Origin of the sequence: Pseudescherichia sp., assembly GCF_031998825.1 — a bacterium.
In the GTDB taxonomy this organism is placed as follows: Bacteria; Pseudomonadota; Gammaproteobacteria; order Enterobacterales; family Enterobacteriaceae; genus Pseudescherichia.
Genome location: NZ_DAMACX010000005.1, coordinates 1 through 15517 on the forward strand (window position 1 = coordinate 1; position 15517 = coordinate 15517).

General features: G+C 58.1%; 11 protein-coding genes. 5 read left to right on the top strand and 6 right to left on the bottom strand.

What is annotated here, in order from left to right; genetic code table 11:
* Positions 1-126: 126 nt before the first annotated feature.
* From pheP to betC, 6 genes are all read right to left on the bottom strand, one after another.
* Positions 127-1521 carry a phenylalanine transporter gene (gene pheP / locus RTP97_RS03510; RefSeq protein ID WP_312410966.1) on the bottom strand — a complete coding sequence of 465 codons (1395 nt, stop codon included), beginning with the start codon at positions 1519-1521 and terminating at the stop codon, positions 127-129.
* A gap of 101 nt (positions 1522-1622) precedes the next feature.
* Entirely contained in the window at positions 1623-3812 is a 2190-nt protein-coding gene (locus tag RTP97_RS03515) for a TonB-dependent siderophore receptor (protein ID WP_312410969.1), read from the bottom strand.
* 151 nt (positions 3813-3963) lie between these two features.
* Positions 3964-6171 (bottom strand): TonB-dependent siderophore receptor, encoded by a 2208-nt coding sequence (locus RTP97_RS03520; protein ID WP_312410972.1) that lies wholly within the window; start codon positions 6169-6171, stop codon positions 3964-3966.
* A gap of 56 nt (positions 6172-6227) precedes the next feature.
* A complete protein-coding gene (locus tag RTP97_RS03525; protein WP_312410975.1) occupies positions 6228-7319 on the bottom strand; it encodes a YncE family protein in 1092 nt (363 codons plus the stop codon).
* Between the two features lie 212 nt (positions 7320-7531).
* The gene (gene choX / locus RTP97_RS03530; protein WP_312410977.1) at positions 7532-8479 is read right to left on the bottom strand and encodes a choline ABC transporter substrate-binding protein; all 948 of its coding nucleotides are present in this window, start codon (positions 8477-8479) and stop codon (positions 7532-7534) included.
* A 2-nt stretch (positions 8480-8481) separates the two neighbouring features.
* Positions 8482-10017, bottom strand: coding sequence for a choline-sulfatase (betC, locus tag RTP97_RS03535; RefSeq protein ID WP_312410980.1), 1536 nt, complete (start codon positions 10015-10017; stop codon positions 8482-8484).
* Between the two features lie 111 nt (positions 10018-10128).
* On the opposite strand from betC, the gene RTP97_RS03540 reads away from it, so the two are divergent.
* The 5 genes from RTP97_RS03540 to RTP97_RS03560 all read left to right on the top strand — a co-directional run bounded on the left by RTP97_RS03540 (position 10129) and on the right by RTP97_RS03560 (position 15510).
* Positions 10129-11061, top strand: a complete 933-nt coding sequence (locus tag RTP97_RS03540) for a LysR substrate-binding domain-containing protein (protein ID WP_312410983.1) — start codon at positions 10129-10131, stop codon at positions 11059-11061.
* 99 nt (positions 11062-11160) lie between these two features.
* Positions 11161-11994: an ATP-binding cassette domain-containing protein gene (locus tag RTP97_RS03545; RefSeq protein WP_312410986.1), complete on the top strand. Its 834-nt coding sequence runs from the start codon at positions 11161-11163 to the stop codon at positions 11992-11994.
* Positions 11995-12002: 8 nt separating this feature from the next.
* Positions 12003-12836, top strand: a complete 834-nt coding sequence (locus tag RTP97_RS03550) for a proline/glycine betaine ABC transporter permease (RefSeq protein WP_312410988.1) — start codon at positions 12003-12005, stop codon at positions 12834-12836.
* Positions 12836-14014 (top strand): anaerobic sulfatase maturase, encoded by a 1179-nt coding sequence (locus RTP97_RS03555; RefSeq protein WP_312411198.1) that lies wholly within the window; start codon positions 12836-12838, stop codon positions 14012-14014. Before RTP97_RS03550 ends, RTP97_RS03555 begins: the two co-directional genes overlap by 1 nt.
* A gap of 287 nt (positions 14015-14301) precedes the next feature.
* Entirely contained in the window at positions 14302-15510 is a 1209-nt protein-coding gene (locus RTP97_RS03560; RefSeq protein WP_312410991.1) for a SpoIIE family protein phosphatase, read from the top strand.
* Positions 15511-15517: the final 7 nt, after the last annotated feature.

Sequence of the window (15517 nt, forward strand, 5' to 3'; positions counted from 1 at the left end):
GGCAAACCGTGCACTGTGTAGGCCCGGCAAGCGGAGCGCCGCCGGGCAATAGCAGCGCGCCGGGTGGCGCTGTCGCTTACCCGGCCTACAACGGCGGAACCGTGCATTTTGTAGCCGGGCAAAGCGTTAGCGGGCTTTACGGCGCAGCAGTTTGAAGGCGATAAACAGGAAAGCGATCCATACCGGCAGCAGGATGGCAGACATCCGCATGCCGTCGATGGTGCACATCAGGCCGAGAATCAGCACTAAAAAGGCGATGCAGACATAGTTACTGGCCGGATAGAGCAGCGCTTTAAACTGCGTCTCGCGGCCCTGACGACGCATCGCCGCGCGGAACTTCAGGTGCGCGAGGCAGATCATGATCCAGTTCAGCAGCAGCGTCGCCACTACCAGCGCCATCAGCAGGCCAAAGGCCTCTTTCGGCAACAGGTAGTTAATCAGGATCACCAGCGAGGTAATGCCTGCGGAGAGAAACAGCGAATTGACCGGCACGCCGCGCGCGTTAACGCGGGTTAAAAACGCCGGGGCGTTGCCCTGCACCGAGAGGCCAAACAGCATCCGGCTGTTGGAGTAGACGCCGCTGTTAAACACCGAGAGCGAGGCCACCAGGATGATAAAGTTCAGCGCCGAGGCGACGATGTTGCTGTCCAGCTCGTGGAAAATCATCACGAACGGGCTGCTGTCAGCTTTGACATCCACCCACGGATAGAGCGCCAGCAGCACCACCAGCGAGCCGATATAGAAGATCAGGATACGGTAGACCACCTGATTCACCGCTTTCGGAATAGTGGTCTGCGGATCGCGCGCCTCGGCGGCGGTAATGCCGATCAGCTCCAGGCCGCCAAAGGAGAACATGATCACCGCCAGGGACATAATCAGTTCGTGCCAGCCGGTGGCGAGGAAGCCGCCATGCTGCCAGAGGTTATCGAAGGTGGCGCGTTCGCCGCCGTGGCCAGAGAAGAGCAGCCACAGGCCAAAGCCGATCATCGCGATAATCGCCAGCACCTTGATCAGGGCAAACCAGAACTCCATCTCGCCGTAGAGGCGGACGTTAACCAGGTTGGCAGCGTTGATGATGATAAAGAACACGGCGGCCCAGACCCACGTCGGCACGTCCGGCAGCCAGTACTGCATATAGATGCCAGCCGCGGTCAGCTCGGCCATGCCCACCAGCACAAACATTACCCAGTAGTTCCAGCCGGAGAGGAAGCCCGCGAAGGGACCCCAGTATTTCCAGGCAAAGTGGGAGAACGAACCGGAGACTGGCTCCTCGACCACCATCTCGCCCAGCTGGCGCATAATCAGGAAGGCGATAATCCCGGCGATGCCGTAGCCCAGCAGCACCGCTGGCCCGGCCATCTGAATTGCCGGCCCGATGCCCAGAAACAGCCCGGTGCCGATAGCGCCGCCCAGCGCGATAAGTTGAATATGTCGGTTTTGCAAACCCCGTTGCAGCGTCGGCCCACTCCCCGACGCGCCATCTGCCTGTTGCTGGCCAGATGCGATTGACGCGTTTTTCACGCCCTACCCCTGTCTAATTTTAATAAAGGGGCATCTTTTAACACTTAGCGTTACCGGTAGCAAGCAGTCGAAAAGGCTGGCGCTACCGCCAGCCCTCGCTATCAGAACGACAGGGTGACGCCAGCGTAGTAAGCGCGGCCCGGTTCGTTATAGGTCGATGCGCCTTCGTTCTCACGATAGAGACGCTTATCAAACAGGTTATTGATCCCGCCGTTGAGCAGCAGACTTTTCGTCAGTTGGTAGTTGGCGTTCAGGCCGACGATGGAGTACGCCCCCACCTCGTTGGTGGCCAGCGAGCCAGTCTCAGTGCGAATCTCCGCGTATTCACGCGGCTTCTGGCGACCATACATCGTCCAGTTAACGTTGGTAGAGAGCTTGTCCGTGACCTGCCAGTCCAGCATGGTATTGACGGTGTACTCCGGGATCACCGAGAGCGGGTTGCCGGTGTCTTTGTTTTCCGACTGGATCATGTAAGTGCCGTTGGTACGCCAGGTCAGTGTATCCGCAATCAGCGGGATGCTCAGGTTGCCCTCCAGCCCTTCCACTACCGCTTTGCCACCGTTCTCCCACTGCAGGATGTTGTAACCGTTAGAGGCGTAACCCAGCACGTCCGTCCCGGCAACGATCTTGTTTTTATAGTCGTTACGGAAGTACGTGATACCCGCTACGTAGCCGCTGCGGCTGAACTCAAGGCCAACCTCTTTATTAACGCTGGTCTCCGGGTCGAGATCGTCGTTACCCAGCAGATAGCAGCTGCCGGTGGCAATGTTATTCGGACAGCCGTTGCCGCGCGTCGAGAGCAGGTACCCCTCGCTGGACTGGTAGAGGTTCGGCGCTTTATAGGCCCGGGCAATCCCCGCCTTCAGCTTGAAGTCTTCTCCCAGATCCTGAGAGACGTTCAGCGACGGACTCCAGTTAGTACCAAACTTATTGTGGTAGTCGAGGCGGATGCCTGGAATGATAAAGGTCCCCGTCGCGGCTTCGATATTGTCCTCGAAATAGAAGGCGGTGGTTTCGGCGCTGTTTTTGCTGTCGCGATCGGCCGGGTTGCCCGCAACGTTGCCGATTGCGATCCCCGTTGCGTCGGTGGCGGACATTGAGGCCGGATCGTTCAGCGCCTCACGCTCCCACTCTGCCCCCAGCGTCACGGTCTGATCGACCCACAGCGTGACGGGAATGTTTACCTCGCCGGTGCTGCGCCAGGTCTCAAGGCGGCTGGTGTCGTAGGTGTCGCTGTTGATCATCCCTTCGACACGGCCGGTAGAGCCTTCCTGCAGGCGGGTATTATTGGTTTTTTCGTAGTAGACGCCGACCTTCGACTGGCCCCACTCCCAGATGCCGTTATGGGTCAGGCCATAGTTCTGGCGATACATGCGGTTGGTTTCGTCGCCGTAGAGCGTATTAACTAGCCCGTTGGGGCTGAGGTTACCGTTGCTGTACTGGGTATCACCGGCGTAGATATTACCCTGACGGCTGTAGCCATAGTCGACATCAAGGATCTGCGTGGGGGTGATTTTCCATGACAGCTGGCCGTTGATATCTTTGTTACGCACCCCTTCCCGCCCGGCGGCGTAGGAGCCGTTCTGCGCGGTGTTGATATCCTGCGCGTCGGCGTCGGTTTTATTGAGGTTGCCGTAGAGGCGCATGGTCAGCGCGTCGCCTGCCAGCGGTCCGCTGAGATCGAAGTTGGCGCGCTTGGTCGCCCCCTCTTTGTCGTTCTCGGGCTGGTTAGTGTAGAGGGAGAGCGCGCCGTGCCAGTCGTTGGTGGGACGTTTGGTGATGATATTCACCACCCCGCCCGCTGCGCCGGAGCCGTAGCGCGCCGCTGCCGGGCCACGGATCACCTCGATACGCTCCACCAGCTCTGCCGGCACCCAGTTGCTGTCCCCGCGGGTATCGCGCTCGCCGCGCCAGCTGTAGCGCACGGCGTTGCGGGAGGTCACCGGCACGCCGTCAATCAGGATAAGGGTGTTCTCTGGACCCATGCCGCGAATATCGATCTGGCGGTTGTTGCCCCGGCTGCCGGAGGCGCTATTGCCGGTCAGGTTGACTCCTGGCATTTTACGGATGATGGCCGACAGGTCGTTCACCGGCGGCTCTTTTTTAATATCCTCAGCGGTGATGATCGACACGCCGGGCTGCTGCTTAAGCTCCTGCTCTGCGGTGGCATGAACCACCATCTCTTCACCGTCGTCCACCGCTACATCATCTACCGCCCAGGCGCTAACGCTCAGACAGGAGGATAACACCAGCGCCAGCGGACGCTTTTTGAAAAGGTTACTTACAACCATGCCACTCTTCTCCATTTTTTTGCCATATTTTGAGAATGAGCATGATAATGATAACTATTATTATTTTGTATATGGCGGCGCAATCTTCTTATTTCTTACCTGAATATCCTTAATTCCTTCATATTTGCGCCGCCCGTGCAGAGTGCTTTACCTAGAAGTCGTAGCTCATGGAGACCTTGAGGGTACGCGGATCGCCCCGGAAGATGTAGGTACCCAGATCTTCGACGCCGGACCAGTACTTCTCGTTGGTGACGTTATCCACGCCCACGCGCCACACCATCTCGTTGGCATCCTGATTCAGGCGGGTCCGGTAGCGAACGCCCAGATCCAGCGTGGTGTAGTCATCCAGCTTTTTGGTGTTGGCGGCGTTGGCATATTGCGAGCCGGAGTGGTTCACGCGCGCCGTTGCCGTCAGGCCCTCTACCGGTTTGATGTCGTACTCTGCACCAAACACCATAAAGACGCCTGGGACACCGATAGCATCTTTGCCGTCGTTGAGGCCGTTCTGCGTTTTGGTCATCTCAGCGTTAACCCATGTGGCGCTGCCGTTGAGGCGCAGGCCGAGCATCGGCTCGCCAAAGACGTTTAGCTCCACGCCGCGGTTACGCTGCTCGCCGTCAAGCTTGTAGGGACCATTGGTACCGTACTGAATAGCAGAGGGCTTTTTGATCTCAAACAGCGCCAGGGTACCGCCGATGCGGCCGTAGTCGATCTTCACCCCGACTTCATTCTGCTTCGAGTGGGCAATGCCAGTGCTCTGACCGAAGTTAGAGGCGCTTCTTGGAGCTACAGCGCCCGGTTGCAGCGCTTCGGTATGGTTGGCGTAGAGCGACAGCTCTTCCCACGGCTTATAGACCACGCCGTAGGTCGGCATCCAGCGGCTCTCTTCATAGCGGGAGTCACTCTGTTCCGCTCCCGTAACGTTGTTGTAGTTGCGCACCACCACCTTCTGGTTACGCGCACCCACGGTGAAGAGCAGGCTGTCATCCAGTACGCCCAGGGTATCGCTCAGCAGCCAGCCCTGAGTACGGTTCCGGCTGGTGGTACGCGGATCGCCATAGTTACCGCCAAAGCTCGTAACCGGTGGCATTGCCACATCGCTCGGATGGTAGATGTTGATGGTCGGGTTGGCAGCAGCGGCGGACATCCGCCATGCGGTTCTGTCCCGCTTGATCAGCGCCGAATAGCCAACGTTGATTTTATGCGAGACAAAGCCGGTATCGACGTTGCCGCGCAGGCCCAGCATGCCGCTGTTGGCATCGATATAGCGGTTGGTATCCAGACGGCTTGCTGTCGCATCACCGTTGGCGTTAAGCAGCTTCGGCGAGCTATAGGTTCCAATTTCATGGGCCTGCTGCGCACCCGCGGCGGCATAGGCGGTCCAGGCGTCGGTCAGATCATACTCGGCGCGGGCCACACCAAACTGGTTGTCGATGTCGTTGTAGCTCCACGTCTGGCTGTAGTTCGTGCTGGGATCCGGCACGTCGGGAATGAAATCTACGCCAGTAATGTTGACGCCCATGCCGCTGCCGTGGAAGGTCTTTTTCTGGTAGGCCGCATCCAACGAGGTACGCAGGCGATCGCCCCGGTAGTCGAGGCCAATTGACGCCAGCGTGGTGCGACGACGATCGTGATCCAGCGGGGCTTCACCCTCGCGATGCAGCAGGTTAATGCGCGTGCCAAACTGGTTGTTATCGCCAAAGCGACGCCCCAGATCCAGCGAGCCGCCGACCATCGCCTGACTGGTGTAGTCGACGCCTACGCGGGTCGTGGGGGTATCTTCCGCATGCTTAGGCTCAAGGTTGATCATCCCGCCCACGCCGCTGCCCGCCGCGCCGTTCAGCAGACCGTTGGCACCTTTGAATATCTCGACGCGCTCGATCATCTGGGTATCCACCACCTGACGCGGCACCACGCCCGGCAGGCCGCTCATGGTCATGTCGTCGCCATCGAGCTTAAAGCCACGGATGCGGTAGGTTTCAGCCGAGTTGCCGTAGCCCTGCACCGGCTGGACGCCTGCGTCGTTGCGCACCACGTCGGCAATGGTTTTAGCCTGCAGATCCTCTACCGCTTTTGCGGTATAACCGATGACGTTAAAGGGCACGTCCATCGCCTTCTGCTCGCCGAGCATCCCCAGACGGCCGCCGTGGGCCACCTGACCGTCCAGATAGGCGGGAACCGGCACATCGCCGCCGGGCGTAAACTCGCTGGCCGGTGCTGCCTGCACCACAATGGTATCTTCCTGATTGGTCTTGCTGGTGTCAGCGGCTTCAGCCTGCGTCGAATGGGCTACCGCGCCGATAGCCAGCGCAAGCAAGGACTTGCGCAAAGTGAGAGCGTTATTTTTTATGTGTTGCATCATTAACTCATACGAGAGCGAGGTTAAAAAAATGGCCCGTTGCCGGGCCGGTTGGATTACTGATTCAAAGCGATGCGGACAACGCTGTCCGGACCGTTGGTCGAGTGATCTTTATTGAAGGCCTGCTTGACGGTGACATAGAGGGTCTGGCCGTCAGCGGAGACCAGCAGGCTGTTCGGGTTCGGCGGCAGATCCCACGACTGATTCACCGCGTAGGTGGTGCCGTCAAGGCTCAGCAGCTTGCCGGACTCACGCTGGCTGATGTAGATCTCGTTGCGTTTCGGGTTGAACTTCACCGACAGGGAGTCACCGACGTCGAGCTGCTTGATCACCTTCCCGGTATGGATATCCAGCACCAGGGTCGTTTTTGCCTTCGAGTTATCGGTCACGAACAGGCGGCCGGTGGCGCTGTCTTCTGCAAAGTTAAGCAGCAGGGCCTCTTTTTCACCCAGCGGCTTCCAGCGTTTTTCCACACGGTTAGTGCGCGGGTTAATGACCAGAATTTCACCGCCGCCGTTGGCAGCATAGATGCGCTGGGTCTGCTCGGAGTAGTGCAGGCCGGTCATCCATTTACCGGTGTTTTTGATGCGCGTTTTCAGCTTCATGGTTTTCGCATCCACCACCCAGATCAGCGCCGGGTCAGCTACCGCGCCAATGTAGAGCAGGCCGTTGTGCAGCAGCACCTGGCGCGCACCGTACGGGAAGCCCTCTTTATTGCGCTCCGGGAAGATCGCCCGCGCCAGCACCTTGCCGTCGACGGTGTTGATGGCGCTGATGCCCGCGTCCAGCGAGTTGGTGACGTAAACAGTTTTCCCGTCCGGGGCGATATCCATGCCGAAGTTTTTCAGATCGGTATGGGTCGATCCGATCGTTTTTAAGGTTTTAGGATCGAGCTTGTAGACCACCCCGCCCTGCACGTCTTTGAACCCTTCTGCGCTGGCCACGTATAGCGCGTCGCCCGCCGGGCTTAATGCCAGCTCATAGACGCCTTCCGCCAGATCGCGCTTCACGACGTTAGTCTGCTGCGCGGCCGCTGCCTGCGGTTTTTGCGCCTCGGCGGCCGGTTTTGCGCTGGCGGACTGGGTGGTATTGCAGCCGCTCAGCACCATTGCCACGCAGAGGGCCAGGGCAGAGGTTTTCATTTTCATCAGGAGCATCCTTAACCGTTCAAAGTCATTCATCAGGAAGGTAGCGCGGCGGCCAAAAGTGGCCGGATCAAACGCTAAAGAGAATGAGAACTATACTCATTATGAGTATGCGATCAAGAATAATTACCTTGAAAAGTTAAGAAAAAACCACGCAGCTTCGCCTCATAGAAGTTACGTGGTTTTTAACAGGATTTTAGGGCTGCCGTTATCGCTTACAGCCCCAGAGCTTTTAACACCGCTGGCTTCGCCGGTTCCCCGCTGCGGGTGGTGACGCCAGCGAGCCAGCTGTCCAGCAGTTCCGGGCGCTTAGCCAGCTCGGCGCGGGCAGCCTCCTGGGCGCTCTGCTTATCGTCCAGCACGCGGGTGATAACGGCGTTCTCCAGCGGGACGTCAAACTTCAGCTGGCTGAAGAAGCGGTTGGCGTTCGGGCACTGGGTGGCAAAATCCTTACGCGTCACGGTGTTGACCGTCGCGCTGCCGTAGTTAGCGCCAAAGTAAGCATCACCGCCGCTCAGGTAGGCCAGCTTAAAGCGGGTGTTCATGGCATGCGGCTCCCAGCCGAGAAAGACGATCCACTCCTTGCGCTCCACTGCCCGCGTCACCTGCGCCAGCATCCCGCTCTCGCTCGACTCCACCAGGTTCCAGTCCTGTAGGGCAAAGTCGTGCTTGTCGAGCATCTTCTTCAGGTTCTGGTTGGCTGGCGCACCGGGGGCGATGCCGTAAATTTTGTGATTAAACTTGTCAGCGTACTTTTGCAGATCGGCAAAGTCTTTCACACCCGCAGCGGCCACGTAATCCGGCACGGCGAGGGTAAAGCGGGCTGCGGGCAGGTTAGCGCCCAGTACCTTGACCGAGCCGTCGGCGGTAAACTTGCTGATAACCGGCTCCTGGGCAGGCATCCAGTTCCCCAGGAAGACGTCTACCTGACCCGTTTTCAATCCCTGATAGGCCAGCGCAACCGAAAGATTCTGTACCTTCTGCTGATAGCCCAGCGCGTTCAGCACCACGCCAGAGAGCGCGTTGGTGGCCGCGATGTCCGTCCAGCCCGGATCGGACTGGGTGATGGTGTCACAGCGCGCCTCTTCTGCGGCAATGCTGCTCAGAGGGAGCCAGCCAGCCGCAGCCAGCAGAACGAATTGCGTGAGTGTCTTCATTTTCATTGTTATTTTCCTGCCGGTTGTTGAAAAGGACGCGGATAGCGGGCAAAGGCCTCTTGTTCATCCAGCGTCTGGTGATTACGGATATAGCGTTCCGATGCAGCCTGGAAAGGCTGGTAGTCCCACTTTGGAATGGCGTCTCGCCCGGCGATGCGGGTCAGGAAGAGCCGCTTCTGCTGGCTGGCCAGCACCTGCTTATAGAGCGCATCCAGATCCCAGCGGGAGCGCACCTCGCTGGCAAAAGCCTGAGCCTGATCCTGATAACGCGCATCGCTCGCCAGGTTGACGCGCTCATGGGGATCCTCAGCGAGGTTAAAGAGCTGCGGCGCTTCGCTGAAGGAGTGAATGTATTTCCAGCTGCCGCGACGGATCATCAGCATCGGGCCAAGCGCTCCCTCGGCAAGGTATTCACTCACCGCATCGTCAGGCCCCGCTTCGCCCTTCAGGTGTGGCACCACGCTGCTGCCGTCGAGGGGGGAAATCGCCTGCGACTTACGATCTTCGCCGGAGGCCAGCTCCACCAGAGTGGGCAGCACGTCGACCAGCGACACGCTCTGGCTTACCCGGCGCGGCGCGAAACGTTTAGGGTTGTGCACAATAAAGGGAATGCGCACGGCGTTTTCAAAGAAGGTCATCTTGTACCAGAGGTCGCGCTCGCCGAGCATCTCCCCGTGGTCGGCGATGACCATTACCACGGTATTCTCCGCCAGCCCGGTCTCCTCCAGGGTACGCACCACTTCGCCAAAGCAGTCGTCGACGTAGGCCATCGCGCCGTAGTAGGCGTGGCGCGCGCGACGGATGTGATCGTCAGTAATTAAGCCCTCTTCAAGCTGGTACATGGCCCGCAGCCGGGCAGAGTGGGCATCGTCCTCCACATCCCCTTTGCGGGTCTTCGGCATGTCGATATCCGTCTCGTTAAAGCGATCGAGATAGCGCTTCGGGATGGCAAAGGGATCGTGCGGATGGGTCAGAGAGAGCAGCAGCATAAACGGCTGCTCATCAGGCCGCCGCGCTGCATCATAGAGTCGCTGGCGCGCCTGGAAGAGCGCATCGTCGTCAAAGTCGAGCTGGTTAGTGCGCACGCACTCCCCCGCCTCCAGCACCGAGCTCATATTGTGGAACCAGTCCAGCCGGCGCTCCGGGTGGTGCCAGTCCGGCGTCCAACCAAAATCCGCCGGGTAGATATCGGTAGTCAGACGCTCATCGAAACCGTGGAGCTGATCCGGGCCGCAGAAGTGCATCTTGCCGGAGAGCCAGGTCCGGTAACCCTGCTCGCGCAAATAGTGGCAAAAAGTGGGCGAATCAGCATGGAATTCGGCAGCGTTATCAAATACCGAATTGCGTGAAATAAACTGTCCGGTCATCAGCGACGCACGCGACGGCGCGCAAAGCGGGCTATTACAGTAGGCGGATTCAAATACCACCCCTTCGCGCGCTAATTTATCGATATTCGGTGTCAGACTAACCTTATTACCATATGTTCTGAGGGCGCTGGCCGTTAACTGATCGGCCATAAGAATAACGATATTCGGTTTATTCATAAGCATGAATCGTCCAAAAATAAAATAAAAAAGAAAAACGTGTTAGATTTATCTCACGCTTATTTACCCCTGTGAAGGGGTTATTTCATTATCGTGACATAAGGTGGGCTAATGGCAGGAAAATTACAGCTTCCGCCTCTCCAGGCGCTGGTGGTATTTGAAGCGGCGGCGCGTTTGGGTAATTTTACCGCGGCCGGGCACGAGCTGGGACTTTCCCAGCCGGCGGTGAGCCAGCGTATTCAGGCGCTGGAAAACGTCGTCAATGCCCCCCTTTTTGAGCGCCGCCACCGGGGCGTACAGCTCACCGAGGCGGGCAACAGTCTCTACCTGATTGTGCGTAATAGTCTGAACGAGATCAGCGAGCAGCTGGAGCGAACCCGCCACCAGCGCAGCGTGCTGCGTATCGATACCGATATGGGCTTCGCCAGCTACTGGCTACTGCCGCGCATGGAGCGGCTGCAGCAGCTTATTCCCGGCGTAGAGGTGCAGATCGCTACCTCGCCAAATGACTACAGCTTTCGCGACAGCAATGCCGATCTGGCCATCTATTTTGGTCACGGAAACTGGGCGGGAACCCAGACCCAGCGGCTTTTCCCCGAGACGGTCTTTCCGGTGTGCAATCATAAAATTATGCAGCAAATTCAGCAGGATAAACGACCTGAAGCCCTACTGGCACTCCCGCTACTCAAGCTACCGGATACCCGCCCTCAGCGCTGGATGACGTGGGAGGAGTGGTTCCGCCAGTACCATGTTTACGACCAGAGCCATGCTGCCTCGCGTACTTTTAACGCCTACTCGCTGGTGATCCAGGCGGCGCTGGAGGGCCAGGGGATCGCCCTCGGCTGGCAGCCGCTTATTGCGCCGTTCCTGGCGGCCAATCAGCTGGTGCAGTGCGGGCCGCAACTGCGTACCGAGCGCGGCTACTATCTCATTTCTGCCAGCGGCAAACCCACCACCGCCCAGCATGAAAAAGTTAAAGCCTGGTTATTAGATGAGGCATGGCGTTTTCATTCATCGGAAATGCGTTTACCGGAAATTAGCTAAGCTAATGCTTATTATGTATATCCAAAAAAGCAAAATAGATTTTCGCCTCTCTGGCGATTACGTTAATGTGTAGTGGCTTATAAATATTAAGATGAAACTATGTCACAGCCACTATTCCAGCTCAAATTGGTTAATAAGAACTATTATCCTGGCGGCGGCAAGCGCCTTTTTTCCCGCCGTCCGCAAACGTCCGGCGTTAACGCGCTGAACGATATTAATTTAGAGATTTTTGCCGGTGAGATTTTTGTCATTGTCGGTCTCTCCGGCTCGGGCAAATCAACTCTGCTGCGTACCCTGAATCACCTCATTCCGGCCAGCTCCGGCGAGGTGATTTTTCAGGGCCAGACCCTGGCCGCCCTGCCACCAGCAGAGCTGATCGCCCTGCGCCGCCAGCATATCGGTATGGTTTTCCAGTCGTTCGCCCTGTTTGAAGAGCGCAGCGTGCTGGACAACGTGGCGTTTGGCCTGGAGGTCGCAGGCGTTGCCCGTCCGCTTCGCCATCAGCAGGCGCGCGCCATGCTGGAGAAGGTTGGCCTGGGTGACGTTGCCGACAGCTATCCCCATCAGCTCTCCGGTGGGATGCAGCAGCGCGTAGGACTGGCCCGGGCGCTGGTGGTTAACCCCACCGTGCTGCTAATGGATGAAGCCTTCTCCGCGCTGGATCCGATCATTCGCCGGGAGATGCAGTCCCTGCTGCTAACGTTGCAGGCGGAGTCCCGACGCACCATCGTATTTGTCACGCACGATATGGAGGAGGCGCTGCGCCTTGGCACACGCATTGCGATTATGGAGAAAGGCGAGCTAGTACAGGTAGGCAAGCCGGAGGAGCTGATCAACGCCCCCGCCACCGCCTACGTGCGCCACTTCTTCTCCGGCGTGGACGTTTCGCGCTGGCAGCTGGCGGAAACCTATGCCGATGTCTGGACGCAGTAAGGAGTAACATGAGCTATCCCTTAGACTTTAGCCGCCAGATCGACGACGCGGTACACACCCTGCTGGCCCACGCGGGCGGATTTTTCGATGGTTTTGCCCGGGTGGTGGATGCCTTTGCCGGTGGCCTTGAGCAGCTGATCGGCGCGTTGAATCCGTGGGGGCTGGTGATCCTGGCCGTGGGGCTGAGCGCATGGCGCATCGGTAAGGGCTTCGGCCTGTTTGCGCTGCTCGCTACCCTCTATATTATTTACAGCGGCTACAGCGATCACGCCGCCGTCACCCTGGCCCTTACCCTCTCCTCTACCTTTTTCAGCCTGCTGATCGGTATCCCGCTTGGCATCTGGAGCGCCAGGCGGGCGCGGGTGGGCAGCGTGGTGCGTACCCTGCTCGACTTTATGCAGACCATGCCTGCGTTTGTCTATCTGATCCCGGCCACCATTCTGTTTGGCCTTGGACGCCCGCCGGGCATCTTCGCCACTATTCTCTTCTCCATGCCGCCGGTAGTACGCCTGACCGATCTCGGTATTCGCCAGGTGAACAGCGCGCGTATTGAAGCCGGCATCGCCTTCGGCTGTACGCCGTGGCAGCTGCTGTGGAAAGTGCAGCTGCCAGCGGCGCAGCCGTCCATTATGGCGGGCGTTAACCAGACCATTATGATGGCGATGTCGATGGTAATTATCGCTTCGATGGTGGGCGCAGGCGGCCTCGGTAACGACATCCTCAGCAGCATCCAGCAGCTTGAAATTGGCCTGGGGCTACAAAGTGGCCTGGTCGTCGTGCTGATGGCTATCCTGCTGGATCGCCTCTCGGCAAGCTTTGCCCGCCAGCGGCACCGTGAATGATGAAAGACGACTTCCATCTGATGGCGAAGCCCGCCAGCTTTCACTGCAACCTGGCGTGCGACTACTGTTTCTACCTGAAGAAAGGCGACGGTGTTCTACGCCAGCGGCAGCCCGCGTTCCAGATGACGGATCGCGTTCTGAGCGAATACGTTCGGCGCTACATTGCCGACGCGCCGGGGAATGACGTCGCGTTTACCTGGCAAGGGGGCGAGCCAACCCTGGCGGGGCTGGACTTTTTTCGCCGCGCGGTTGCTCTCCAGCAGCGGTTTGCTCAGGGCAAGCGCATTACCAACTCTCTACAGACTAACGGCGTACTGCTTAACGATACGTGGGCTGGCTTTCTGGCTGAGCACCGCTTTCTGGTTGGCGTGTCGGTGGATGGCCCGCAATCTGTCTTTGATGCCGGGCGCAGGACACGCAGCGGCCACAGCGTATTTCAGAAAGTCGTTGATGGCCTTGAGGCACTGAAGCGCCACGGCGTGGAGTTTAATCTGCTGGCAACGGTAACCAGCCGATCGGCGGAGCATCCACTGGCGATCTACCGTTTTTTGACCCGCGAGCTGGGCGGCAGGTTTTTGCAGTTTATTCCCGTGGTCGAGCCTGCTCCGCCGCATGACCAGCGTGCGGAGCGCTTTGGCGAGACCATTGCCCTTGCGCATCAGAATGTTGTAACTAATTGGTCGGTCAGCGCCAGAGCCTGGGGAGAATTTAACATAGCTATCTTTGATGAGTGGCTGCGTCACGACGTCGGCCGGGTATTTGTTCAGCTCTTTGATAACACCCTTGCCGCCTGGGCCGGGGAAACGCCGGGCCTGTGCGTGATGCGCGCCAGCTGCGGTGCATCGCTGGTGGTAGAGCAGAACGGTGACGTTTATAGCTGCGACCATTTTGTCACTCCGGCGCACCGGCTGGGGAATATTCTCCGCGACGTCCCTTCCCGGCTGGCCCAGAGCAAACAGCAGCGGAGCTTTAGTGCAGCTAAGGCTCCTCGCTCTGCCACCTGCCAACGGTGTCAATATCGCTTTGCCTGTCAGGGCGGCTGCCCGAAACACCGCCTGCTGCGCGACGGCAATCATTGGCAAAATTATCTGTGCCAGGGCTACTACGCTTTCTTCGATCACGTTGCGCCCCAGATGGCATGGATGGCCAGTCAAATTGCCCATAATCGACCCCATTAAAGATGGGGTTGCAAGTTAAGATGATAAAGATTATCTTTCTCATCACTGAATAGTTGAGTAAATAACTCGGGTATTCAGTACGACATTGCTCACATTGCTTCCAGTATTTACTGCCCGCCCTGCGCGGGCTTTTTTTTCGCCTGCATATAGGCGAGGGTTATCGCTACAGTTTGCCTTTAGGCTCGATAAAATAGTGTTGTAACCTTCAGCAAGTGATTGAAATAAAAGCGTCATATTACGGATTTATTCTAGGATAAATCTTACTTGTTGGGAAAACGCCGGTCATTATGGAAATACCACTCTCCTCGCGCCAGTTAAGCGCAGGCATGTTACGCATCGCTGTACCGCATGTGACTCCCGACTCCAATAATCAGCAGGTAATGGCTCTCTTTAGCGAACATAAGACGCTGATCGGTCTGCCGGTGCTGGAAAACAATCGCCCGCTCGGCATGATCAACCGGCACATCTTTCTCTCCCAGATGAGTCGCCCCTTCTTTCACGAACTCTACGATCAAAAGAGCTGCATCGCCTTTATGGATAAGACGCCGCTGATCGTTGAGGCCAGCGCCGGGCTGGAGTATCTCGCCGAGCGAGTAATCGAAACCGGCGATAAGGCGGTGACCGAGGGCTTCATCCTCACCGATGAGGGGCAGTACCTGGGAATTGGCCTGGGCATCGACCTGATCAAGACGGTCTCCGACCTACAGGCCAAGCAGCATTTTCAGATCATGCAGAGCATTGAGTATGCGAGGGTGATCCAGGAGTCAATGCTGAGCCGCTCGCGACAGGGCATAGAGGAGAGCCTCAAAGAGTGGTGCCTCTACTGGCAGCCTCGGGACTGCGTGGGTGGCGACATTTACGCTTTTCAGCGCGACGAGAACGGTTGGCTGGTGGTGATTGCCGACTGCACCGGCCACGGCGTTCCCGGTGCGTTTATGACGTTTATCTTCGCCTCCGCGCTCGAGAAGGCACTCTCTCAGGCCCCAGCGCATGAGCCGGATCGTCTGCTGGCGATCGTCAATCGCCATATCAAGCAGACCCTGAGCCAGCTTCACCCCAGCGCCGACCTTAACCAGTCTAATGATGGTTGCGATGCCATCGCTCTCTATGCCGACAACGTTAACGCGCAGCTGATCTGGGCCAACGCCCGGATGCACGCTTTTATGCTGGGCACGGGGGATGACGAGGTTAGCGTGCTGAAGTCCGACAGAAAAGGGCTCGGCTATACCGATACGCCCGCGGATCAGCAGTGGCGACGCTATCAGCGCCCGTTGCGCTCTGGCGATCGGGTGATGATTGTTACCGACGGCGTGACGGATCAGATCGGCGGCGAGCGCGGCATTATGTTTGGTAAGAAACGTATTCAGTCCCTGTTATTACAGAACCGTACTCTGCCGATGAGTGCCCTCTCCGGTGCGCTGCTGGAGGGGCTTCAGGCCTGGCAAGGTAAGGAAGCGTCGCGTGATGACATGACGTGGTTTGGTTTTCGCTGGTGAGATACAA

Coding starts and splice junctions, on each gene's coding strand:
- betC (WP_312410980.1), bottom strand. CDS start 10,017: ATGAATAAACCGAATATCGTTATTCTTATGGCCGATCAGTTAACGGCC.
- RTP97_RS03525 (WP_312410975.1), bottom strand. CDS start 7,319: ATGAAAATGAAAACCTCTGCCCTGGCCCTCTGCGTGGCAATGGTGCTG.
- RTP97_RS03545 (WP_312410986.1), top strand. CDS start 11,161: ATGTCACAGCCACTATTCCAGCTCAAATTGGTTAATAAGAACTATTAT.
- RTP97_RS03520 (WP_312410972.1), bottom strand. CDS start 6,171: ATGCAACACATAAAAAATAACGCTCTCACTTTGCGCAAGTCCTTGCTT.
- choX (WP_312410977.1), bottom strand. CDS start 8,479: ATGAAAATGAAGACACTCACGCAATTCGTTCTGCTGGCTGCGGCTGGC.
- RTP97_RS03540 (WP_312410983.1), top strand. CDS start 10,129: ATGGCAGGAAAATTACAGCTTCCGCCTCTCCAGGCGCTGGTGGTATTT.
- RTP97_RS03560 (WP_312410991.1), top strand. CDS start 14,302: ATGGAAATACCACTCTCCTCGCGCCAGTTAAGCGCAGGCATGTTACGC.
- RTP97_RS03515 (WP_312410969.1), bottom strand. CDS start 3,812: ATGGTTGTAAGTAACCTTTTCAAAAAGCGTCCGCTGGCGCTGGTGTTA.
- RTP97_RS03555 (WP_312411198.1), top strand. CDS start 12,836: ATGAAAGACGACTTCCATCTGATGGCGAAGCCCGCCAGCTTTCACTGC.
- RTP97_RS03550 (WP_312410988.1), top strand. CDS start 12,003: ATGAGCTATCCCTTAGACTTTAGCCGCCAGATCGACGACGCGGTACAC.